Source organism: Gordonia sp. SMJS1 (assembly GCF_029866425.1).
GTDB lineage: Bacteria > Actinomycetota > Actinomycetes > Mycobacteriales > Mycobacteriaceae > Gordonia > Gordonia hongkongensis.
In genome coordinates, this window is record NZ_CP123381.1 from 4,623,435 (window position 1) to 4,644,355 (window position 20,921).

General features: G+C 68.0%; 18 protein-coding genes. 13 read left to right on the forward strand and 5 right to left on the reverse strand.

Translation table 11 applies throughout. The annotated features are described in order from the left end of the window. Window positions 1–2: 2 nt before the first annotated feature. Window positions 3–1,238 carry a cytochrome P450 gene (locus tag QAD21_RS20975; protein WP_068970807.1) on the reverse strand — a complete coding sequence of 412 codons (1,236 nt, stop codon included), beginning with the start codon at window positions 1,236–1,238 and terminating at the stop codon, window positions 3–5. A gap of 121 nt (window positions 1,239–1,359) precedes the next feature. On the opposite strand from QAD21_RS20975, the gene QAD21_RS20980 reads away from it, so the two are divergent. Next, window positions 1,360–2,349: an AraC family transcriptional regulator gene (locus QAD21_RS20980; RefSeq protein WP_065632477.1), complete on the forward strand. Its 990-nt coding sequence runs from the start codon at window positions 1,360–1,362 to the stop codon at window positions 2,347–2,349. 47 nt (window positions 2,350–2,396) lie between these two features. After that, window positions 2,397–2,897 carry an SRPBCC family protein gene (locus QAD21_RS20985; RefSeq protein WP_068970806.1) on the forward strand — a complete coding sequence of 167 codons (501 nt, stop codon included), beginning with the start codon at window positions 2,397–2,399 and terminating at the stop codon, window positions 2,895–2,897. A gap of 181 nt (window positions 2,898–3,078) precedes the next feature. Here QAD21_RS20985 and QAD21_RS20990 read toward each other — a convergent pair whose 3' ends face one another. After that, window positions 3,079–8,577 (reverse strand): carboxyl transferase domain-containing protein, encoded by a 5,499-nt coding sequence (locus QAD21_RS20990; RefSeq protein ID WP_068970805.1) that lies wholly within the window; start codon window positions 8,575–8,577, stop codon window positions 3,079–3,081. A 318-nt stretch (window positions 8,578–8,895) separates the two neighbouring features. On the opposite strand from QAD21_RS20990, the gene QAD21_RS20995 reads away from it, so the two are divergent. Together QAD21_RS20995 and QAD21_RS21000 are read left to right on the forward strand one after the other, a co-directional pair. Next, a complete protein-coding gene (locus QAD21_RS20995) occupies window positions 8,896–9,555 on the forward strand; it encodes a helix-turn-helix domain-containing protein (RefSeq protein ID WP_068970804.1) in 660 nt (219 codons plus the stop codon). Beyond that, window positions 9,552–10,217: an enoyl-CoA hydratase-related protein gene (locus QAD21_RS21000; protein ID WP_065632473.1), complete on the forward strand. Its 666-nt coding sequence runs from the start codon at window positions 9,552–9,554 to the stop codon at window positions 10,215–10,217. The genes QAD21_RS20995 and QAD21_RS21000 overlap by 4 nt, the downstream gene beginning before the upstream one ends. Before the next feature lie 68 nt (window positions 10,218–10,285). On the opposite strand, the gene QAD21_RS21005 is transcribed toward QAD21_RS21000, so the two are convergent. Both QAD21_RS21005 and QAD21_RS21010 read right to left on the reverse strand, forming a co-directional pair. Beyond that, a complete protein-coding gene (locus QAD21_RS21005; protein ID WP_065632591.1) occupies window positions 10,286–10,699 on the reverse strand; it encodes a cupin domain-containing protein in 414 nt (137 codons plus the stop codon). Between the two features lie 40 nt (window positions 10,700–10,739). After that, window positions 10,740–11,759: a zinc-dependent alcohol dehydrogenase family protein gene (locus tag QAD21_RS21010; RefSeq protein ID WP_065632472.1), complete on the reverse strand. Its 1,020-nt coding sequence runs from the start codon at window positions 11,757–11,759 to the stop codon at window positions 10,740–10,742. A gap of 171 nt (window positions 11,760–11,930) precedes the next feature. Here QAD21_RS21010 and QAD21_RS21015 point away from each other — a divergent pair, with 171 nt between their 5' ends. The 8 genes from QAD21_RS21015 (at window position 11,931) to QAD21_RS21050 (ending at window position 18,375) form a co-directional block, all read left to right on the forward strand. After that, window positions 11,931–12,797 (forward strand): helix-turn-helix transcriptional regulator, encoded by an 867-nt coding sequence (locus QAD21_RS21015; RefSeq protein WP_065632471.1) that lies wholly within the window; start codon window positions 11,931–11,933, stop codon window positions 12,795–12,797. Between the two features lie 200 nt (window positions 12,798–12,997). Then, a complete protein-coding gene (locus QAD21_RS21020; RefSeq protein ID WP_205333368.1) occupies window positions 12,998–13,909 on the forward strand; it encodes a hypothetical protein in 912 nt (303 codons plus the stop codon). A gap of 136 nt (window positions 13,910–14,045) precedes the next feature. Then, window positions 14,046–14,456: a globin domain-containing protein gene (locus tag QAD21_RS21025; RefSeq protein WP_205333367.1), complete on the forward strand. Its 411-nt coding sequence runs from the start codon at window positions 14,046–14,048 to the stop codon at window positions 14,454–14,456. Window positions 14,457–14,565: 109 nt separating this feature from the next. Next, entirely contained in the window at window positions 14,566–15,735 is a 1,170-nt protein-coding gene (locus QAD21_RS21030; protein WP_068970802.1) for an LLM class flavin-dependent oxidoreductase, read from the forward strand. 1 nt (window position 15,736) lies between these two features. Beyond that, window positions 15,737–16,150 (forward strand): SRPBCC family protein, encoded by a 414-nt coding sequence (locus tag QAD21_RS21035; RefSeq protein WP_205333366.1) that lies wholly within the window; start codon window positions 15,737–15,739, stop codon window positions 16,148–16,150. 69 nt (window positions 16,151–16,219) lie between these two features. After that, window positions 16,220–16,756, forward strand: a complete 537-nt coding sequence (locus QAD21_RS21040) for a flavin reductase family protein (RefSeq protein ID WP_083229367.1) — start codon at window positions 16,220–16,222, stop codon at window positions 16,754–16,756. Then, the gene (gene ribB, locus QAD21_RS21045) at window positions 16,753–18,009 is read left to right on the forward strand and encodes a 3,4-dihydroxy-2-butanone-4-phosphate synthase (RefSeq protein WP_205333365.1); all 1,257 of its coding nucleotides are present in this window, start codon (window positions 16,753–16,755) and stop codon (window positions 18,007–18,009) included. The genes QAD21_RS21040 and ribB overlap by 4 nt, the downstream gene beginning before the upstream one ends. A gap of 12 nt (window positions 18,010–18,021) precedes the next feature. Further along, entirely contained in the window at window positions 18,022–18,375 is a 354-nt protein-coding gene (locus QAD21_RS21050; protein WP_240198787.1) for a hypothetical protein, read from the forward strand. A 32-nt stretch (window positions 18,376–18,407) separates the two neighbouring features. On the opposite strand, the gene QAD21_RS21055 is transcribed toward QAD21_RS21050, so the two are convergent. Beyond that, on the reverse strand, window positions 18,408–19,226 hold the full coding sequence (locus tag QAD21_RS21055) for a LuxR C-terminal-related transcriptional regulator (protein WP_240198786.1): 819 nt from the start codon (window positions 19,224–19,226) through the stop codon (window positions 18,408–18,410). Window positions 19,227–19,303: 77 nt separating this feature from the next. Between QAD21_RS21055 and QAD21_RS21060 the strand changes: the two genes are divergently transcribed. Then, window positions 19,304–20,902 carry a fatty acyl-CoA synthetase gene (locus QAD21_RS21060; protein WP_205333363.1) on the forward strand — a complete coding sequence of 533 codons (1,599 nt, stop codon included), beginning with the start codon at window positions 19,304–19,306 and terminating at the stop codon, window positions 20,900–20,902. Window positions 20,903–20,921 lie beyond the last annotated feature (19 nt).

Consider the following 20,921-nt stretch of genomic DNA (forward strand, 5'->3'; position numbering starts at 1 on the left):
CCTCAGACCTCCCACTGGATGTGGAGCTCCTTGGGGCCACGGAAGCCCCAGCCCCAGAAGTTGACCTCGTGGTCGGTGTCGCGCTCGATGTTGGGGATCGTCTCCAGGAGTTCCTCGAGCGCGATCCTGATCACGTTGTTGGCGAAGTAGGTTCCCGCACAGGCATGGACACCGCCGCCGAAGGTCATGTTCGGGATCACCGCGCGGTCGAGGTCGTAGGCGGTCGGGGCGTCGTAGGCGTTCTCGTCCTGATTCGCCGAACCGTAGGAGAGCATCACCAAGGAGTTCTGCGGGATCGTCACCCCGCCGACCACGACCTCGTCGGTGGCGATCTTTACGGCCGCCGACCAGATCGGCGCGACCCACCGCATACCCTCACCGACCGCCCTGGGGATGAGGCCGGGATCGTCGACGACCCGCTCGAGCTGTTCCGGCCGGCTGAACAGACCGGCGAGTGTGGTCGCCATCGCATGTCCCGGCTCCTGCATCGCCCCGAGAAGGAACACATACAGGTTGGGGTAGATGACGTCGCGGCTGCGCGTCTGGCCTTCCGGCATCCCGTCGTGGAGCCAGTGCGAGATCGCGCTGTGATCCGGGTTGACGATCCACTCGTCGATCTTGGGGTCGACGTGCGCGATGATCTCGGCCTTCGCCTCGTCCCCCGGGACGAAGCCGTCGGGATTGGCGAACTCGCCGTCGGGCGTCATCGCGGAGTTGGTGAACGAGCCGCTGAGCTTGTGGAACCACTCCCGCAGTTTGTCCGTGCTCACATCTCCGAGGCCCAGCAGGTCGCCGAGGGCACGGACACTGACCGGTTCGCAGTACTCGGCGACGATGTCGGCCGAACCGTTGTCCTCGATCCGCTCCAGCAGTTCGCGTGCGAACGGACGCACCAGATCGTCGATGTAGTCGTCGACAGCCGACGGTTGCAGATGCGGCTCGACCATGTCGCGCAGGTCGCGATGCTCGGGGCCGTTCGAGTTGAGCAGCGCACCGTGGCCGAACGTGCGTCCGCCGGCCGGGGAGATCACCGCAGGCCAGGTGTCCGAGTCCTTCGCGATCTGCATGCAGAGTTCGCGGGTCGAGACGATGTACATCCCGAGTGACGGCACGAACGCCACCGGCGCCTCCTTTCGGAGCCGCTCGTAGAAGGGGTACGGATCGGCCTCCAGCTCGGCCATCGTGATCTCTTCGACGAACTTCGGGGTGACCTCGTGGGAGGGCTGTACTGCGGTCATGTGACTCTCCGTTGTCGTTCCGGATATCTGTTGTCTGGGGCCGGCTCGTTCGGTCATGCCGCCGGCCACGTCGGCGATGTCTTGTGATCTGGAACACTATGGGTGGAGGTGGTGGGAGAGAATGACTGCGAATGCACCGATGGATGACTCCGCGCGCACCGCCGGATCCGTGGAACTGAGCACCCGCGAGCTTGCGAGTGCCGAGGGCCGGGTGCGGTGGGCCGAGGCCCTCGACGCCACCTTCTGCGAGATGGACATCGACTGGCCCCAGGACCGACGCCCGTTCACCGCACAGATCGTCGCCCGACCCGTCGGCGCCCTGTCGGTCAGCGTGGTCCGCGCCGATCCGCACACCGTCGTGCGCACGCCGGCGATGATCGAATCCGATCCGGCCGACGACTATCTGCTGTGCCTCATCACCCAGGGGGCCGCGACGATCTCACAGGGTGAGCGCACCGGATTGCTGGAACACGGCGCCTTCGGGATCATCGACGCCACTGCACCTTTCGTCGTCAGTGGCGCAACCGAGTTCGAGCAGATCGTCGTGCGCGCCCCGCGGGAACAGCTCATCGCGCGGGCAACCCACGACGTCGTCGACGACGCGACGGGCCGGGCCATCGCGGTCGACTCGGGCATCGGACGGCTGGTGTCGAACTTCCTGGTCGATGTCGCGGCCCAGGTCCAGGGCATCTCCGTGCCGTCGTCGAGCACGGTGGCGAGCGCGGTCCTCGACATGGTCGCCGGCGCGATGACCGAGCAGGTCTCACCCCGCACCGCGACCGACCGGATACACGCCGCCGACCTCCGCGCGGTCCAGAACGCGATGGCCGATCACATCCACGATCCCGACCACACCATCGCACTGGTGGCCGCAGAGCTCGGGATGTCGGTGCGCTACGTCCACAAGCTGTTCAGCACGACCGGCACCACACCTCGGGCGTGGCTCTACGCCCGGCGGCTCGACCGGGCCCGTAACCTGCTCGTCCAGAGCGATCTGGGCGTCGCCGACATCTGCGCACAGGTCGGGTTCCGCGACCCGTCGCACTTCAGTCGTGCGTTCAGCCGGACCTTCGGGGTCAGCCCGTCCCGGTACCGGACCATCGCGCCCTGAGCGGCGCCCTCCCTAGGATGGTCGGTACGCGACCGCAGGAAGGGCCCATGACGACCAGCGACATCGACCGCAGTGCTCGATTCACCCGTTCCGAGTCCATCCACATCGACGCCACGCCGCAGCAGGTCTGGGATCTGGTGACCGACATCGCTCGCACCGGCGAGTGGAGCCCGATCTGCAAGGCGTGCTGGTGGAAGGAGCCCGCGACCGGACCGGAGGTGGGCGCGTGGTTCTTCGGCCGCAACGAGACACCCGAGCGGGTGTGGGAGACCCAGTCGCGGGTGGTCGCCGCACAGGAGCCCATCGAGTTCGCCTGGATGGTCAACGGCGACGCCGTGCGGTGGTCGTACACGATCGAACCCGACGACGACGGGACGACGCTGACCGAATCGTGGGCCGTGCAGCCGGCCGGGTTCGAGCTGTTCGCGCAGCGGTTCGGGGACGACGCCGACGCCCAACTCGAGCAGCGCCGCGACGCCGCGTTGTCGGGGATCCCGGTCACCCTCGCGGCGATCAAGGAGATCGTCGAACGCGTCTCTGCTCCCTGATCCGGAAGAACGACCTGGCCCCGCTCCCTGAGGAGCGAGCTTGCGAGCGTCACGAAGGGTCCCGCAAGGCGTCTCACCAGGCCCTTCGAGGCTCGTCGCTTGCGCTCCTCGCACCTCAGGGAGCAGTAGTTGGGCTCGCTCCTAGCACAAACAGGCTCTTTCGGATCAAGGAGCGCAGGCTCTACGAGCTGGCCACCTGCGAGTCCTGCCGACCCCACGCCGGCGACTTCTCGATCGCGCCGATGATCTGGGGCCGGAGCTCGTCGGCCTGGATGACCGCGTCGACCGAACCGACCTCGACGGCGCGTCGGATGCTGTGCACCGCGTCGAACTCCGCGGCGATCTCGCTGATCTTCTCCGCGCGCACCGACTGACGCAGATCGGCCAGCTCGGCGTTGAGCCGTGAGCGGTCGGGGCCGGTGGCCTGTGCGGTCTCCGCCTCGAGTTCGCGCACCCGTGCGTCGGCACTGACCCGCTTGGCCACGTCGCCGGCGAAGACCACCGCCGCCGCGGGGGCACCGCCGAGCACCGACGCGAACGACCCGTCGATCGCGAGCACGGTCATGTTGGGGTTCAACGCCTTCGAGAACACCACGAATGCACCACCGTGGTAGCGCGAGATCACGCAGAACACGATGGGGCCCTCGAAGTTCACGATGGCCCGCCCGATCTCCGCGCCGTACTCCAGCTGGAGCTTGCGCAACGACTCCGGCGATCCGTCGAACCCGGACAGGTTGGCCAGCACCACGAGCGGTCGGTTTCCGCTGGCCACGTTGATCGCGCGCGCCGCCTTCTTCGACGACTGCGGGAACAGCGTGCCGGCCGTGTAGGTGTCGGGACCGTCCGTGGGGGTGTATCCCCGGCGCGGCACCTCCCTCGACTCGATACCCAACAGGCACACCGGGATTCCGCCCATGTGCAGATCGCACACGACCGCGGTCTCCGCGTCGGCCATCCCCGCCCAGCGCTCCAGCACCGGGTGGTCCTGGTCGGCGACGGCGCGGATCACCGTGCGGATGTCGAAGGGCTTCTTGCGGTCCGGGTTGGTGGCCGCCGAGAAGATCTGTCCGACCGTGGTGAAGTCGCTGCCCGCCAGGACGTGCGGGTAGTCGGAGATGTCGCGGTCCACCGGGTCGCTCGTGATCGCGCGACGCGGGGTCTGCTCGCCCGACGCCACGTAGGTGTGCTCGTAGTGAGCCATCAGAAGATCCCGTGCGGCACCGAGATTCGGCGCCCAGTACTGCGCCTGACCGTTGGGGCCCATGACGCGGTCGTAACCGCCGATGCCGAAGTTGTCCTCCGCCGACACACCGCCGGAGAAGTCCAGCGACTGCTTGCCGGTGAGCACCATGGCCGACTCCGGTGTCATCACGAGGATGCCCTTGGTGTGCATGAGCATCGTCGCCTCGGCGTTCCAGTACGGCTGCCCGCCCACGTTGATCCCCGCCACGACGATGTTGATCTCACCGCCGGCCTGCGTGAACTCGACGATGCGCTTCAGCGCCCGGGCGATCCAGTCCATGTTCTCCGTGCCGGAATCCATGGAGATCCGCGCGCCTGAGGAGAGTGCGTACCACTCGAGCGGGACCTGCATCTGCTCGGCGAGGTCGAGCGCCGCGACCAGCCGGCTGCACTCCGGTTCCGCCAGTGCGCCCAGCGATTTCGTCGGGTCGCCGAGCAGGACCACGCGGGTGACACCGCGCGGGTACTTCTCGGTCGGGGTGGTGACCACACCGGCGACGATCGCCGCGGAGTTGCGACCCTTGGCCCGGTCGACCGGCACCAGACGCTGCTCGGCGTCGAGGTCGTACTCGGTGAAATCGCCCAGGATGGCGGCCAATTCGTACGGATAGACGGTGTTGCGCTTCGCTGCCCGCAGCACCTTCTGGCGGTACTCGTCGACCGGTTCGATCGGCTCGTCGGTCGGGTCGACTACCCGGACGTCGAACCCGCCGGTCGGGTTGACCGAGAAATGGACCGACACCTTGCTCAGCTCGCCGGTGTCGCGGTCGCGGCGACGCGCGATGAGCTGGACCTCTTCGAGCCCCACTCCCTGTGTCGTGCCGCGGATGTGGTCGGCGATCGCGTCGAGGACGTCGGCGTCGACGTCGATCGGCGGCCACACGTACATGATGATCCGGTTGGCGCTGGACAGGTTGGTGGAACCGCGCTGCGCGCGCCGGATCGAGTCGACGCACGACGCGAGCGCCGCCTCGGCGGTCGGCAGCGTCAGCAGGCGGCCGTCCTGGTCGCGCAGTGCGGTCAGGTCGCGGACCTGAGCGAAGGCGACGAGACGGCGATCCGACGCGTTCTCCCGTGCGACACAACGGAAGAGGTAGACCTCTTCGTCGTCCGACGACGGCAGTCGGGTGAGGTCGAACTTGCGGAGCCGTTCCATCTGCATGCGCTGCGCGATGTAGGGGTGCAGTCCGCGGATCAGGCGTTCCTCGGCCATACCGGTCGCCGACGGCCGGAAGGTCACGTGGTGATGCATCCGCGCATCGGCACTGCCGGCGACCGTGATGGTGACGCGGTGCACCTGCGGCGGAAGCGAACTGGTGGCGACGATGTCGTGCAGTGTCCCGGCGAGCACGTCGAAGTCGTCGGGTTGCTGCTCCCACGCCAGGTAGATGTCGGCATCGACCGCGGCGGTGTCGCGGGCGAGTTCGGCGAGTCCGCCGATCGTCGCCGGCAGGGCGTCGAAACCGACTGCGGCCGAAGCGATGTCACCGGCATCTCGCCGGGCGACCACGAATGTCGCACCGCCGGCCTGCCGGGTCCGGATGTCGGCGAGGCCGCGGTTGCCGTAGTAGCGCCGGGTCAGCACCTCGAGCATCACCGTGTTGTCGGCGTGCCGTTCGATGCGCTGGCCGAGAAGCCGGACGAGCGGTTCGGTGCTGCGCACCATGTCGTCGATGCGGCTGGTGCGGTCGGCGGCGTCGGGGTTCTCGTCGAGGTACTTGAGCTGTTTGCGCACATTGCTGTAGACGCGGGCGCGGTCACGCAGCAGCAGCGGCTGGCCGTACCAGGCGTAGATGACGCCGCGGGCGAGGTCGGCGACGGCCGGGAAGCGGACCTGGGTGGCGGCGACGAGGCGGTCGAGGGCGGTGCCCACCGCGTCGCGCAGTTCGTCGCGCGGGGTCGGCTCGTCGAGCCATTCCAACAGCAGCGAGCTGATCACCGCGGCCGAGTCGTTCGGGTTCTGCAGCGCGAGGAAGATCCGGAACACTGCGGCCTCGAGCTCCGGGGTGCGCTCGAGGTCGGTCACGCCGTAGTGGCTGAGCGCGCGGCTCAGCTGGTCGTGGAACGCCGCGGGCAGCCCGTCGCGTTCGACGTCCAGACTCTGCAGGTAGGTGTGGAAGTTCTCGCGTGCGCTGTGCACGTGCTCGACACCGACGTCATGACTCGACGGCCGGTTCTGGCTCAGCTCGGCCAGGTCGGCGAACACCGTCACCAGTTCGAGCTCGTCGGCCAGCGGACGACGGCCGCTGTCGAACGCGGCGCGCCGGACGGCGAGGTACTCGTCGAGCAGGCGCATCCGGTGGTTCGGGTCGACGTCGAAGCCGAGCAGCTGGCTGCGGAGGTCTTCCTGACTGCGGGTGGTGCGTTCGGTGGGATCGACCTCGAGCTCGGCAGGCAGCTCCAGGTCGACGGCGTCGGCGGCCACCTCCTCGACGGCGTCGTCCTCGTCGTCGGCGAGCGGTTCGAGGCGCATCAGGGTCGCGCCCGTCTCCACCTGGGTGCCGACCGACACCGCGCACTCCTTGACACGTGAGCGCACCGGCGCGCGCAGGACGGTCTCCATCTTCATGCTCTCCAGCACGAGGATGGGGGCGCCCGCGTCGACCTCGTCGCCGGCCTGCAGCGGCGTCGCGACGACGAGCGCCGGCGCGGGCGAGCGCACCACACCGCCCTCGTCGCGGCTGACGCGGTGGGTGACGCCGTCCACGTCGACGAGGTGGATCGGCCCGTGGGTGTCGGTGAGCAGGCGGTAGCGCACCCGGTTGACCACGAGCTGCGCGGCGTGCTCGTCGAAGCGTTCGAGGTCGACATCGGCGGTCCGGATCTCGCCCGGCGCCTCGATGGTCACGCGGAAGCGATGCGCGCCGATGGCCCCGACCCGGACGCGATACGCGACGCCGCGCAGCTTCAGATCGAGCGGACGGCCGCTGTCGTGCTGCACCTGCGGACGACCGCCGGAGGCCGTCGACATCAGCCGCTGCCGCTCGACGAGTTCCTCTTCCTCGTACGCGTCGATGGCGGCGGCGATCAGCGCGATCGCCGAGTGCCGGTTGGCGACGAGGCCGCCCTCGGCACGCACGCGGTCGATCCAGCCGGTGTCCGCGCTCCCGTCGATGACCTGCGGCTGCGCGAGCAGCTCCAGCACGAAGCTCTTGTTGGTCGCGCCGCCGGCGATGATCACGCGGGTCTCGCGCATGGCCCGGCGGAGGCGGCCGAGTGCCTCGTCGCGGTTCCGTCCGTAGGCGATGATCTTGGCGATCATCGAGTCGAAGTCGGCGGGGATGGTGTCGCCTTCGCTGACCCCGGTGTCGACGCGGATGCCCGGCCCGGCGGGCAGCTCGAGCAGGTCGATACGGCCGGGCGCGGGGGCGAAGTCGCGGTCGGGATCCTCGGCGTTGAGGCGGGCTTCGATGGCATGCCCGCGCTCGACCGGGGGCTCACCCTCGAGGCGGCCGCCCGACGCCACGTGCAGCTGGGCACGGACCAGGTCGAAGCCGGTCGTCGCCTCGGTGATGGGGTGTTCCACCTGCAGGCGGGTGTTGACCTCGAGGAACGCGAGCAGGTTCTCGCCCGGGTGGTAGAGGAACTCGACGGTGGCCGCGCCGCGGTATCCCACGGCCACGGCGAGCCGCTCGGCCGACGCCTTGAGCTCGGCGACCCGGTCGGCGGGAAGTACCGGCGACGCGGATTCCTCGATGATCTTCTGGTTGCGTCGCTGAACCGAGCAGTCGCGGACGCCCAGCGCCCACGCGGTGCCCTGGCCGTCGGCGATGACCTGGACCTCCACGTGGCGCGCGCCGGTGACGAGTCGTTCCAGGAACACCACGCCACTACCGAAGGCGCGCTCGGCCTCCTCGCGGGTGCGGGTGTAGGCGTCCCGGAGATCGGCATCGCTGGTGACCTTGCGGATGCCGCGGCCGCCACCGCCGGCGGTGGCCTTCAGCATCAGCGGGTAGCCGATCTGGGCTGCCGCGGCCACGGCCTCGTCGAGAGTGTCCACACCGCCGCGGCTCCACGCCGCCACCGGCACGCCCACTTCCTCGGCGATCAGCTTGGCGCCGATCTTGTCGCCCAGTTTGCGCATCGCCTCGGCCGACGGCCCGACGAAGGTGACGCCGATGCGGTCGCAGAGTTCGGCGAACAGCGGATCCTCGGCCACGAAGCCCCAACCGACCCATGCCGCGTCGGCACCGGTCTCCAGCAGGGCGTGCTCGAGCACCTTCATGTTCAGGTACGGACGCGACGCGGCAGGCCCGAGGTCGTATGCGACGTCCGCCTCACGTACGAACGTGGCATTGCGATCCACGTCGGTGTGCAGCGCGATGACCTCGATGGGTTGCCCGGTCTCTTCCGAGAGGCCCCGAACGGCGTGGATGAGCCGCATCGCGGCCTCACCTCGGTTCACGATGGCGATACGAGAAAACAACACCGGCTCCATTCACGTCGTCGTCGTGCGGTTGAAGGTCCGCAGGTACGGTACAGCGCAGCGGCCCAGCTCAGTGGCGATCCGGGACGCGCGGGGTGGTTCGACGCTGTGATTCTTACGAGTCAAATCGCTACGCGCGAGTACGGCGCGTCGCGAGGTGGGTGAAACCACGCGATCCGGACTTCAGGCGGCCTTTTCGCGCAACCGTCAGGCTTCTCGAAGCACGGGCACCTCGGCGACAGTCGCCGGGAAGAACGGCATCGAACCCGAGTCGGGGTCGACCCGGGCTGCGGTGGCATTACAGAGCGCGTGCTCTGTTAGAGTTTCGTCATGCCTCGTCCTCGCAGGCACGACCTCGAGCAGTTGATGGATGCGGCCGAGGGCTTGGCGGTCCGGGCCGGCCCTGCGGCGGTGACGGTTCGTGCGCTGTCGGAGCTCACCTCGATGTCCAACGGCGCGATCTATCACGCGTTCGGGTCGCGCGCGGGTCTCGTGGGAAGGGTGTGGTTGCGCGCTGCCGAGCAATTCCTCGCCGCTCAGCGCGAAGCGGTCGACGCGGTCCTCACCGGCGGCGACGGCCGCAGTGACTCCGCAGTCGAAGCCGTCGTCGTCGCCGCGGATGCGCCCGCACGGTTCTTGCTCGAAGCTCCTGTGCGGGGTGGCTTCCTACTCACGGTCGATCGCGGAGAACTGCTTGGGTCCGATGACCTTCCCGACGACCTCGCGAGGGAGCTCCGCGGTCTCGACCGGTCGTTGACGTCGTTGTTCGTCGAGTTGTCCCAGGCGGTCTGGCAGCGCGCAGACCGTGACGCCGTGTCCGTCATCAGAGACTGCGTGGTCGAACTTCCGACTGCATTGCTTCTGCGCGGCAGGAGAACCCCCGATGCCGCAACCCGCGAACGCATTGCAACGGCGGTCCGCGCCGTATTGTCCCTCACCCCAACCGAACCATCGCATCAGTCCACTTCTTCGCGAAAGGACCCGTCATGACAGCTTCACTGGACTATCGGGACGACATCGCCATCCTGACCATCGGCGACGACGAGAACCGGTTCTCCCCCGATTGGCTCGACGCCGTCGGTTCACTCCTCAACGACGCCGAGGCGAACGCCAAAGGCCTGATCACCGTGGGCGACGGCAAGTTCTACTCCAATGGTCTGGACCTGGACTGGCTCATCGCCAACGGCGATCGAGCCGACTGGTACGTCGAGGCCGTGCAAACGCTGCTCGCGCGCATCCTCACGTTCTCGCTGCCGACCGTTGCAGCGGTCAACGGTCACGCCTTCGGGGCGGGAGCGATGTTCGCCATCGCTCATGACTTCCGGATCATGCGCGCCGACCGCGGTTACTACTGCTTCCCGGAAGTGGACATCAACATCCCGTTCACCCCCGGGATGGCCGCGCTCATCCAGGCCAAGCTCTCCCCCCGATCTGCGCTCACCGCGATGAGCACCGGCCACCGGTACGGCGCCGCCGAAGCTCTGGACGCCGGCTTGATCGACGGCACTGCGGCCGAGGGGGAGATTGTCGGGGCAGCCCTGGAGACGCTGTCTCCGATTGTCGGCAAGGACCGGGCGACCCTCGGGGCCATCAAGTCGACGATGTTCGAGTCGGTGACGACGGCATTGCGGCATGGCCGAGCTCGATCATGACAGAACGATCCAGGCTGCTGACGTGTCAGGCAACCCCGAAGACCCCGGCCACCGTCGGGTTCGACTGATCAGATCCCGAGATCCGGCGCCTGCCCGTACTCCTCGTCGGTGACCGGTTGCAGCCACTGCACGACATCGTGGTCGTCGTCGCCCTCGTTGATCGCGAGATGGACCATCAGGCGCGTGGGGGCGGCTCCGTGCCAGTGCTCCTCGTCGGCTTCGAAGAGGACGCGATCGCCGGGGCGGATGACCTCGATGGGGCCACCGCGCCGCTGGCACAGGCCGATCCCCTCGGTGACGAAGACCGTCTGGCTGAGCGGGTGCCGGTGCCAGTGCGTCCGCGCCCCCGGCATGAAATGGACGAGGCTTGCCGACACCCGGGACGGCGGTGGCGAGGCGGCCGCCGCATCGATGTAGACGTCGCCGGTGAACCAGTCGCCGGGACCTTTGACGGTGTCGATGGAACTGCGAGTGATCTTCATGCTGAACACCTTTCGTTTGCCGTGAGGGTACCGACCGAGGTCAGACGGTGAGCAGTACCTTGGTCGCGCGGCGCTCGTCCATGGCGCGGTATCCCTCGGCGGCGTCGTCGAGCGGGAGGGCGAGGTCGAAGACCTTGCCGGGATCGATCTCCCGCGTCCAGATGAGGTCGATCAGGTCGGGCAGGAAGCGTCGGACCGGGGCGGGTCCGCCGTGCAGGTGGACGCCGGAGAAGAACAGCTCCAGGCCGGGGAGTTCGACGTCGTGCGAGACGCCGACGTAACCGACGTGGCCGCCCGGCCGGGTCGACCGGATGGCCTGCATCATCGACTCCTGCGTGCCGACGGCTTCGATGACCGAATGCGCACCGAGCCCGTCGGTGAGCTCCTTGATACGTGCCACGCCCTCGTCGCCCCGTTCGGACACGATGTCGGTCGCCCCGAACTCGCGCGCAAGCGCCTGCCGGTCCGCGTGCCTGCTCATCGCGATGATGCGTTCGGCGCCCAGGTGTTTCGCGGCCAGCACACCGAGCAGTCCGACCGCGCCGTCGCCGACGACGGCCACGGTCTTACCCGGACCCACCTCAGCCGCCACGGCACCGAACCAACCGGTGCCGAGCACGTCCGACGCCGCGAGCAGCGACGGGATGAGGTCGGCATCCGGCTGACCGGGTGTTGCCACGAGCGTGCCGTCGGCGTGCGGAATCCGGGCGTATTCGGCCTGCGTACCGAGGGCGCCCATCGGCTCGGCGTGCACACACCGGGACTGATAGCCGGCACGGCAGATCTCGCACGTGTTGTCCGAGGCGAAGAACGAACCCACCACGAAGTCGCCCACCTTGATCGACGACACCTGGTCGCCGACCTCGGTGACGGTGCCGACGTACTCGTGGCCCATCGGCGCGTGATCGACGTCTTCGATGCCGCGGTACGGCCACAGATCCGACCCGCAGACGCAGGTCGCGGCGACCTTGATGATCGCGTCGGTCGGTTCCTGGATGGTCGGGTTCTCGCGATCGTCCACCCGGATGGTGCCGGGGGCATCCATGATCACTCCGCGCATGTGTTCTCCTCGTCAGTCGGTTCCGCCACCTGCTCGCCTCACGAGACGAGCACGACGGCAGATGCGGTCACCCATCAAGGCAACCGCATGCGTCGCGTCCGCGACAGTTCCTGTCGGGAGGTGTACTGACAGGGCACCCCTGCACGCTTCCGACCGTCCTACGCTGGGCACATGGACAACCGAGCCGAGGTCCGCGAATTCCTGATGTCGCGACGCGCGAAGATCTCGCCCGAGACCGCAGGGCTCCCGGCCGGCGGTAATCGCCGCGTACCCGGTCTTCGACGCAGCGAGGTGGCGACCCTCGCCGGGGTGAGCGTCGAGTACTACTCCCGCCTGGAACGGGGCACCATCGCCGGTGCGTCGTCGTCGGTTCTCGAATCACTCGCGCGAGCCCTGCAACTCGACGACACGGAGCGCGCCCACCTTCTCGACCTCGCCCGGGCCGCCGACGGGATACCCGCCTCCGGACGGCCGAGGCGTCGTTCGGCGAAGGCCACGGCCTCTCGCCACAGCCTGACCTGGGCACTCGCCGCCATCACCGACGCCGTCGCCTTCGTGCGCGACTCGCATCAGGACCTGCTGGCCACCAATGCCCTCGGCCGCGCCTTCTATTCGCCGGTCATCGGCGACGGCGGCCGCACGCCGAACCTGGCCCGCTTCCAGTTCCTCGACCCGGCCAGTCGTGACTTCTACCCGGACTGGGAATTGTTCGCCGAGATGTGCGTCGCCATCATGCGGGCCGAGGCGGGACGCGATCCGCACGACAAAGCGCTCCAGGATCTCGTGGGCGAATTGTCCACGCGCAGCGACACTTTCCGCACACTCTGGGCCGCGCACAACGTCCGGACACACGGCACCGGGACGAAACGCTTCCACCACCCGGTGATCGGCGAACTGACGCTGGCCTATGAAGAGCTCGCCGTCACCGCCGATCCCGGGACGATCCTGATGATCTACGCCGCCGAGCCCGGCTCCCCCAGCGCCGAGCGACTCCAACTCCTGGCCTCCTACGCCGCCAGTGAGGTCGCCGAGTTCTGAGGACCGCGGTGGCCGAATCCCGTCGTTGAGACGACAATCACTGTTCGTTTCTTTCAGTGCCCCCTGTGCAGCTCACGCCGGACCTGCGCGCTGAAACCCTGTCCGAATAGTGCCTTTTCCAGCACTTTTGGGCAGCCTCACTTCTGACTACATGTGGTATCAGATACCTGTTCCAGTCCGCATTTTCAGAGGAGAAGCAGATGATCCGAGGCAGAGCGCTGGTCGCCGCCACCGTGGCCGCGATGCTGACATGGACGGGAGTCGGCGCCGCGGTGGCCGATCCGAACATCCAGCTTCCCGGCCGAGACGACGGCACGTCGAACTGTGCTGTCCTCGACGGGCGGGCCTTCGCGGGGTACATCGGCACCGGTGACCCGCAACCGACCCGGCCGATCGACGAACGTTTCGCCACGGCACCAAGCGACTGGTGCAACACGAATGTCGGCTACAGCAAGACGTCGTACGGCCCCGACGGCGTCACATTCAAGGCGCCGCCGACCGTCGAGGGGCTGTTCCCGTACAACAATGCGGAGATCCTTGCCAAGCCCGTGTTCAAGCCGGGCCAGACCATGACGATGCGCGTCGGCGGTACCGAGCAGATCAAGACATGGAACGGCACCACCGGCTGGGGAGTCTCGAATCGCTCCATCGACCCACTGGGACTGGAGATCGCCTGGTTCATGTACAACGGCTCCGCCGGCCTGGTCGGCCAGGCCAGCACGCTCACCGCACCGCTCGCGCAGGCTCTCGGACAAGACTTTCCCAAGGGCTTCTTCATGATGGTCAAGAAGTCGGGAACCCTTGTCCCGCAGGCCAGACTGCTACCGATGAGCATCCTCGACAAGCAGCATGACTATGCCGTCAAACTCGGCAGCAAACAGGTCGAGTTCTTCGTCGACGGTAAGGAGGTGGGAACGTTCGACGGCGCACCCACCGGCAAGTGGACCGACATCTCGCGCCAGCCCGTCCCGCTGCTGGGCCAAATGTGGCTCGATTCGAGCTATTGGTTCCCGCTGCCGATCCCGGAGTACAACGGCCGCTGGCAGACAGCCACGATGAGCCGCTACCGTCAGGGCCCGTCGACGACGACACCGTTGACCTTCGAGGACTGACGACCAGTCGTCGGCCAGGGACAGACAGCACTACTCGGAACAAGTTGTGACTCGCGTCACCTCGTGCTAGATGTTACAGGGATACACATTGTGTGTCATTGACACATCTTCCAACCCGACGAGGTGCAGCCCCACCATGTTGAATCGAGAAGTATTGCAGGACAGTCTGTCCCTGGTCGTCGACGACGAGCACAAGCTGATGCGCGACTTCTACAACCGATTGTTCGCCGAGCATCCGGAGGTCCGGCCGATGTTCGGCGCCGACCTGCGACCACAGGCCACGATGCTTCAGCAGGCCATAGCGGCGGTCCTCGACCACCTCGACGACCTCGAGTGGCTCGGCCGCACACTCGGCGCGCTCGGACGCCGGCACAACGACCTCGGCGTGACGCCCGAGATGTACGGATGGGTGGGCGACGCTCTGGTCACGACGATGGCCGAACACGGCGGCGGAGCCTGGACCGGCGAGATGACCGCGGCCTGGAACGACGCACTCGGCGCGGTGGCGGGCCTCATGCTCGACGCGTATCCGGCCGTCGCCGACTGAACGGCGGCGGTCGGTCGCCGCCATCGAATGTCTACTTTTGCGGACTTATCTCGCTGTGTCGTGAGTCATAACTTTTGATGTGTACCTCTCACGTCACACAGGAGTTCCGATGACCAGACTGAAGTTCGGCACGTTCCTCGCCCCGATCCACGAACCGGGACAGAACCCGACGCTGCTGCTGCAGCGGGATCTCGAATTCGTCCAGTACCTCGAACAATTGGGATACGACGAGGCGTGGTTCGGCGAGCATCATTCCGCGGGCGCCGAGATCTACGCGTCGCCCGAGATCATGATCGCGGCCGCAGGGGAACGCACCAGCCGCATCAAGCTCGGCACGGGCGTCACCTCGGTCTCGTACCACAACCCGCTCTGGGCGGCCGAACGCATGATCATGCTCGATCACCTGACCCGCGGCCGCGCCCTGTTCGGCCTCGGGCCCGGATCGCTCCCGACCGACGCCGCGATGCTCGGCCTCTCGCAGATCGACACCCGGGAGTTGCTCGCGGAGAACACCGACATCATCATGCGCCTCCTCCGCGGCGAGACGGTGACGGCCAAGACCCGCACCCACGAACTGTTCGACGCGAAGATCCAGATGGCCCCCTACTCGGATCCGCTGTTCGACGTCGTGGTCGCCGCGATCGCGTCGCCGACCGGCGCGCGTCTCGCCGGCAAGTACGGCATCGGCCTGCTGTCGATCGCTGCCACGCTGACCGCCGACGGTTTCAGTGCACTGCAACATCATTGGGGTCTGCTCGAGGAGTTCGCCGCCCAGTCAGGACGCAGCGACGAGGTGGACCGGTCGACGTGGCGACTGGTCGGGCCCTTCCACATCGCGGAGACCAAGGAGCAGGCCTACCAGGACGTCGAACACGGCATCGAGTACTGGTTCAACTACCTCCAGCACGTGGCGGCCTTCCCGCAGATGGACGTCCGCGGCACCAACAAGCACGAGATGATCGACTTCATCAACACCTCCGGCATCGGCGTCATCGGCACCGCCGACGAGGCACGAGCACAGGTCCAGCGCCTGATCGACCAGTCCGGCGGTTTCGGCACGCTGCTGATCCAGGGTCACGACTGGGCGAACCCGCAGGCCACCCGGCGTTCCTACGAGCTGTTCGCGCAGGACGTCATGCCGTACTTCCAGGGGCAGGCGCAACCGATGATCGACGCCGCGGCGCGCGCCCAGGCGGTCCGCGAAGGCCAAGCGGCCGAACACGTCAAGGCCGTCGAGCACATGACCAAGAAGTACGAAGCCGAACTGGGACGGGTGTGACATGGCGAGCATCGAAGTGACCAAGGACTTCCCGCTGTCCGCCGGGGACGTGTGGTCGTGGATCGGTGACACCGGCGCTGTGGCGGCGTGGATTCCGGCCATCGACGCATCGCGGATGGACGGCGACGTCCGTCACGTGGTCTTCACCGACGGCGCACCGGCGCGCGAGCGCATCGTCGCCTTCGACGAGGAGGCGCGCACGTACTCCTACGAGTACATCGACGGACCGCTTCCGCTCGAGCACTACCGCTCGACCATCTCGGTCACAGCAGTCGGCGACGACACCTGCTCGGTTCACTGGTCAGCGAAGTTCGGCGCCGAATCCGCAACGGTGGAAACCGAACTCGCCACCGCGATCGAAGGTATCTACGCGGCCGCCCTCGACGAGTTGGCCACCAAGGCCGTCCCGGCCTGATCCCGGTTGCCCGGCGGGTGCGTGCGTCCTTGACCCCGCACCCGCCGCGGCCGCATCGGAAGGACTTCCATGAACACCAGTCACATCGCCGACGACGTCGCGTCCGTGCACGCCGATGACCACGCGTCGGTCCGCGACCGATTTCGTGAAGTGCTCGCGCACTTCGGTTCCGGCGTCGTGGTCATCACGTCGGCCGGCCCGGACGGTTCGCCCGTGGGCATGACCGTCGGCTCCTTCACCTCGATCTCGATGGAGCCGCCGCTGGTCGGCTTCTTCGCCGGCATCACCTCGACGACGCTGCCGTCGGTCGTGGCGAACGGCTCCTTCTGCGCCAACGTGCTGTCCGAGGATCAGCATGTCCTGGCGCGCACCTTCGCCCGGAGCGGCGCCGACAAGTTCGCGGGCGTGGAATGGACCCCGTCCGGCAACGGCTCCCCCCGGCTGGCGGGTGCGCATGCGTGGATCGAGTGCACCATCGACGAGCACCGCCCGATCGGCGATCACGAGCTCGTCGTGGGACGGGTCGACGCCCTCGGCGTTCCCGCCGCCAGCGAACCGTTGATCTTCCATCGCTCGCTGTTCCACGGGTTGCGGGCACACCGATGAGCCACGAGGACCGGGTGCCCACGGACAGCACCGCCGCCGTCGAACGGTGTCTCGACCAGCTCCGCCTCGGGCGTCCGGTCATCGTCGTCGACGACGCCGACCGCGAGAACGAGGCCGATCTCGTGATGCCGGCACAATTCGCCGACGTCGACGACATCGCCTTCTTCCTCGAGTGCACCTCCGGCTTCCTGTGCGTCGCGATGACCGCGGATCGTGTTGCCGCATTGGAACTGCCCCCGATGGTCGACGACCCGACCGACCCCCTCGGCACCGCGTTCACCGTCAGCGTCGATGCCGCGGTCGGTGTCACGACCGGGATCAGCGCGGCCGACCGGGCCCGGACCATCCGCGCCCTTGCCGACCGCGAGGTCGGTCCGGCAGACCTCACCCGGCCGGGCCACGTGATGCCACTGCGTGCCAGGCCGGGCGGGGTCCTGGAGCGTCGCGGACACACCGAGGCAGCCGTGGACCTCTGCGCCGCAGCCGGTCTCGAACCTGCCGGTCTCATCTGCGAACTCGTCAGCCCCGACCGGCGCGCGATGCTCGGCGGGGCAGACGTCCGGGATTTCGCCGCGCGTCACGGACTCGAGGTGGTCTCCATCGCCGATCTGGTGGCCCACCGCCGCGCAGGCCGCTCGGTGGAACGGGGCGCGACCTGCGCGCTGCCGACCGATCACGGCGTCTTCGAGGCCACCGTGTACCGATCATCGAGTGGCGCGGAACATCTCGCACTCGTGTACGGCGATCCCGCGCAGGGCGAACCGCTCGTCCGGGTCCACAGCGAATGCCTCACCGGAGACACGCTCGGCTCGCGCCGATGCGACTGTGGCGCCCAGCTGCGAGCCGCACTCCAGCACGTCGCGGACGCCGGAGCCGGGGTCGTGGTGTACGTCGGCGGACACGAGGGACGCGGCATCGGTCTGGCGGCCAAGATCGCCGCCTACCGACTCCAGGACCTCGACGGCGTCGACACCGTCGACGCGAACCTGCGTCTCGGTCAACCCGTCGACAACCGGGACTATCGGGAAGCGGCGGCGGTGCTGGACGATCTCGGCATCCGACGAGTCCGGTTGCTGACCAACAATCCGGCCAAAGTCGACGGGCTGGCCTCCCACGGCATCGAGGTCGTCGAGACGGTCGGACTCGAGATCGAGGCCACCGCGGACAACGCCGGATACCTCGCCACCAAGCGTGACCGGCTCGGCCACCGGCTGACGCCGTCCGTGGCAGCGACATCGACGGCGGTGGTCTGAATGTCCGACGACATGAGCACGGAGAGAGCCGGATTCGGCTCGCTGTTCGAGCGGGTGACGGTGATGCACGCGACCGACCGGTGGGCCGGCGTCGCCGGTGACGTCGAAGCCGTCATGGGATCACCCAGGTTCTCCGACGGGTCGGCCTGGGCGGCCTGGGATGCGCTGAGCGTCTCCGACGAGACGGACGGGCCGGCCTGGTCGCTCCTCGCGCGGACCGCCGATCTGGCAGCCACGATCGACGTCGCGCGGTCGCTGGGCTGGCATGTCGGCGAGAGGTCGGTGGGAGGTCACGAGACGCGCGTGCCCCTGCGTTCACCGAACGGGCTGACCGTCATCGCATACACCCCGACGTCTGCCCCGTGACCGCGCCGGGAGTCGTCTCGGGAGCAGCCCGTTCAGCGAGCGCGGCGGCGCGAACGCAGCACCGCGGTCGCGAGCTCGGCCCGGTTGCGCAGTCCCGCGGCGTCGAAGATGCGGCTCACGTACTTCTTCACCGACAGCTCCGACAGCGACAGGCGCTGGGCGATCTCGGCGTTGCTCAGGCCGTCGCTGACGAGTTCGGCGACCTCGAGCTGTCGCGGTGTGAGCGCGGCCAACGGGTCGACGGGCTCGTGCGCCGCGGACACAGTCGCGGATCTCGCCCGCAGCTGCCGCGCGAGGATGCGCATCGCGAGCAGGTCGGATTCGTCCCACTTCCGGACGCGGTCGAACATGCCGACGAGGGCCTCACCATCGGAGAGCGGCAGGTGCAGGGCCGACGCGGTCTCCATGTCGTTGGGGTGCAGATAGTCCACGACATAGGAGCGCTGCGGGACCGGCAGGCGCGAGAGTTCGTCGAGGGTCGCGAATCCCTCGGCCGTGAGGACCCGCCGAGCGCGCGGCAGCGCGAAGATGTCCTTGTCGCGCCATCGTTCGCGGTAGTCCCGCAGCAGCGGGGCCGCGGCGCCGGTCAGCAGCGGTGCCGGGTCGTCGAAGATGTCGCTGTAGGTGCGGCCGTGGAAGAACGTCACGTCGCGAACCCCGAAGTACGTGGAGATGGCCTCGACCAGGCCCTCTTTGAAGTCCTGACCGCCGGCCGCGTGTTCGCACTGCTCGAGCACCGCCAGGACCCCGAGCATCTGCCGACGCGACAGCAGGTCCTGCCATCCCCCGCGAGGCGACACCGGATCGGCGCCGGGCCTGCGTCGGGCGCCCGGCTCAGAACTACCGCGCATAGCTACGAACAGTACCCATCGACCCGGAGCCACCGACCCGGGTCGCCCAATCCCACCGGATCGAGAGGCACCTGCCCATGACGACTCCTCCCCTCGGCACCGACCTGATCGGCGCGGCGCGGTCGCACTCGCTCGGCGACATCCCGCGCAGGTCGGCCGCCCGGACGCCCGACAAGCCGGCCGTCATCCACCGCGACACCCGCCTGACCTTCCGGGAGTTCGACGACGCGGTCGACCGGGTCGCCGCCGCGTTGCACGCCGCCGGCCTGCGGCAGGGGCAGACCCTCGGCATCCTGTCGCACAACTGCTGGCAATTCCCCGTGGTCATCTTCGCCGCCGCGCGGATCGGGGTCATCTCGGTCCCGATCAACTTCATGCTCACCGCGGCGGAGATCGCGTACATCCTCGAGGACTGCGGCGCGTCCGGCCTGATCGTCGAAGACGCGCTCGTGCCCACCGCCGACGAGGCGATCGCCGCATCCACCGCACCGGTGACCGTGCGTCGGTCGATCCCGCTCGGTCCCGGCCTTTCCGACTCCCGATGGCCGTCCGTCGACGACTGGGTGCGCGAACCGGCCGGGCCGCTGCCCGATGTCCGCGTCGCCGACGACGACGTCATCCGCATCATGTACACCTCCGGCACCGAATCCCGACCGAAGGGCGCCATGCACACGAGCCGGACGCTCATGTGGCAGTACATGAGTTGCGTGGTCTCGGGCGGGATGAGCGACGACGACATCGAGGTTCACTCGCTTCCGCTCTACCACTGCGCGCAACTGGACAACTTCCTGATCACCGACATCATGCTGGGCGCGACCAGCATCATCCTCGACCGTCCCGACACCGCAACGCTCCTCCGGACGGTGGCGCAGGAGGGTGCGACCAAACTCTTCTGCCCGCCGACCGTGTGGATCTCGTTGCTGAGTTCCCCCGACTTCGACCCGGATGCCCTGTCCTCGCTGCGGAAGGGTTACTACGGGGCCTCCGCGCTCCCCGTCGAGGTGCTGGGTGAGTTGAGCGCGGCCCTGCCCGACCTCCGCCTGCGGAACTTCTACGGCCAGACCGAGATGGGTTCGCTGGCAACGGTTCTGGCGCCCGACGACCAGGCCACCCGCGGGGGTTCCGCCGGCCGCCCCGCGCTGAACGTGGAGACCCGGATCGTCGACTCCGACGGTCACGGCGTGCCGGCCGGCACGGTCGGCGAGATCGTGCATCGCAGCCCCCAGGTGACCGTCGGCTACCTCAACCTGCCCGAGAAGACGGCCGAGTCGTTCCGAGGGGGTTGGTTCCACAGCGGTGATCTCGGCTACGTCGACGGCGACGGGTACCTGTGGGTGGTCGATCGGCAGAAGGACATGATCAAGACCGGCGGCGAGAATGTGTCGAGCCGCGAGGTCGAGGAAGTGCTGTTCGAACACCCCGCCGTGCACGAAGCAGCGGTCATCGGCGTTCCGCATCCCTACTGGGTGGAAGCCGTCGCGGCGGTGGTGGTACCGGCCCCCGGGTACACGATCGACCCGGGATCGATCACCCAGCACTGCCGAGACCGGCTCGCGCCGTACAAGATCCCGAAGATCGTGATCGCGAGCGAGTCCCTGCCCAAGAACCCCAGCGGCAAGATCCTCAAGCGCGACCTCCGTGACCACTACGCCGACATCGCCTCGGGTGATGGCTGAACCCGCTGGTTTGCAACCG

Coding starts and splice junctions, on each gene's coding strand:
- QAD21_RS20975 (WP_068970807.1), bottom strand. CDS start 1,238: ATGACCGCAGTACAGCCCTCCCACGAGGTCACCCCGAAGTTCGTCGAA.
- QAD21_RS20980 (WP_065632477.1), top strand. CDS start 1,360: ATGACTGCGAATGCACCGATGGATGACTCCGCGCGCACCGCCGGATCC.
- QAD21_RS20985 (WP_068970806.1), top strand. CDS start 2,397: ATGACGACCAGCGACATCGACCGCAGTGCTCGATTCACCCGTTCCGAG.
- QAD21_RS20990 (WP_068970805.1), bottom strand. CDS start 8,577: ATGGAGCCGGTGTTGTTTTCTCGTATCGCCATCGTGAACCGAGGTGAG.
- QAD21_RS20995 (WP_068970804.1), top strand. CDS start 8,896: ATGCCTCGTCCTCGCAGGCACGACCTCGAGCAGTTGATGGATGCGGCC.
- QAD21_RS21000 (WP_065632473.1), top strand. CDS start 9,552: ATGACAGCTTCACTGGACTATCGGGACGACATCGCCATCCTGACCATC.
- QAD21_RS21005 (WP_065632591.1), bottom strand. CDS start 10,699: ATGAAGATCACTCGCAGTTCCATCGACACCGTCAAAGGTCCCGGCGAC.
- QAD21_RS21010 (WP_065632472.1), bottom strand. CDS start 11,759: ATGCGCGGAGTGATCATGGATGCCCCCGGCACCATCCGGGTGGACGAT.
- QAD21_RS21015 (WP_065632471.1), top strand. CDS start 11,931: ATGGACAACCGAGCCGAGGTCCGCGAATTCCTGATGTCGCGACGCGCG.
- QAD21_RS21020 (WP_205333368.1), top strand. CDS start 12,998: ATGATCCGAGGCAGAGCGCTGGTCGCCGCCACCGTGGCCGCGATGCTG.
- QAD21_RS21025 (WP_205333367.1), top strand. CDS start 14,046: ATGTTGAATCGAGAAGTATTGCAGGACAGTCTGTCCCTGGTCGTCGAC.
- QAD21_RS21030 (WP_068970802.1), top strand. CDS start 14,566: ATGACCAGACTGAAGTTCGGCACGTTCCTCGCCCCGATCCACGAACCG.
- QAD21_RS21035 (WP_205333366.1), top strand. CDS start 15,737: ATGGCGAGCATCGAAGTGACCAAGGACTTCCCGCTGTCCGCCGGGGAC.
- QAD21_RS21040 (WP_083229367.1), top strand. CDS start 16,220: ATGAACACCAGTCACATCGCCGACGACGTCGCGTCCGTGCACGCCGAT.
- ribB (WP_205333365.1), top strand. CDS start 16,753: ATGAGCCACGAGGACCGGGTGCCCACGGACAGCACCGCCGCCGTCGAA.
- QAD21_RS21050 (WP_240198787.1), top strand. CDS start 18,022: ATGAGCACGGAGAGAGCCGGATTCGGCTCGCTGTTCGAGCGGGTGACG.
- QAD21_RS21055 (WP_240198786.1), bottom strand. CDS start 19,226: ATGCGCGGTAGTTCTGAGCCGGGCGCCCGACGCAGGCCCGGCGCCGAT.
- QAD21_RS21060 (WP_205333363.1), top strand. CDS start 19,304: ATGACGACTCCTCCCCTCGGCACCGACCTGATCGGCGCGGCGCGGTCG.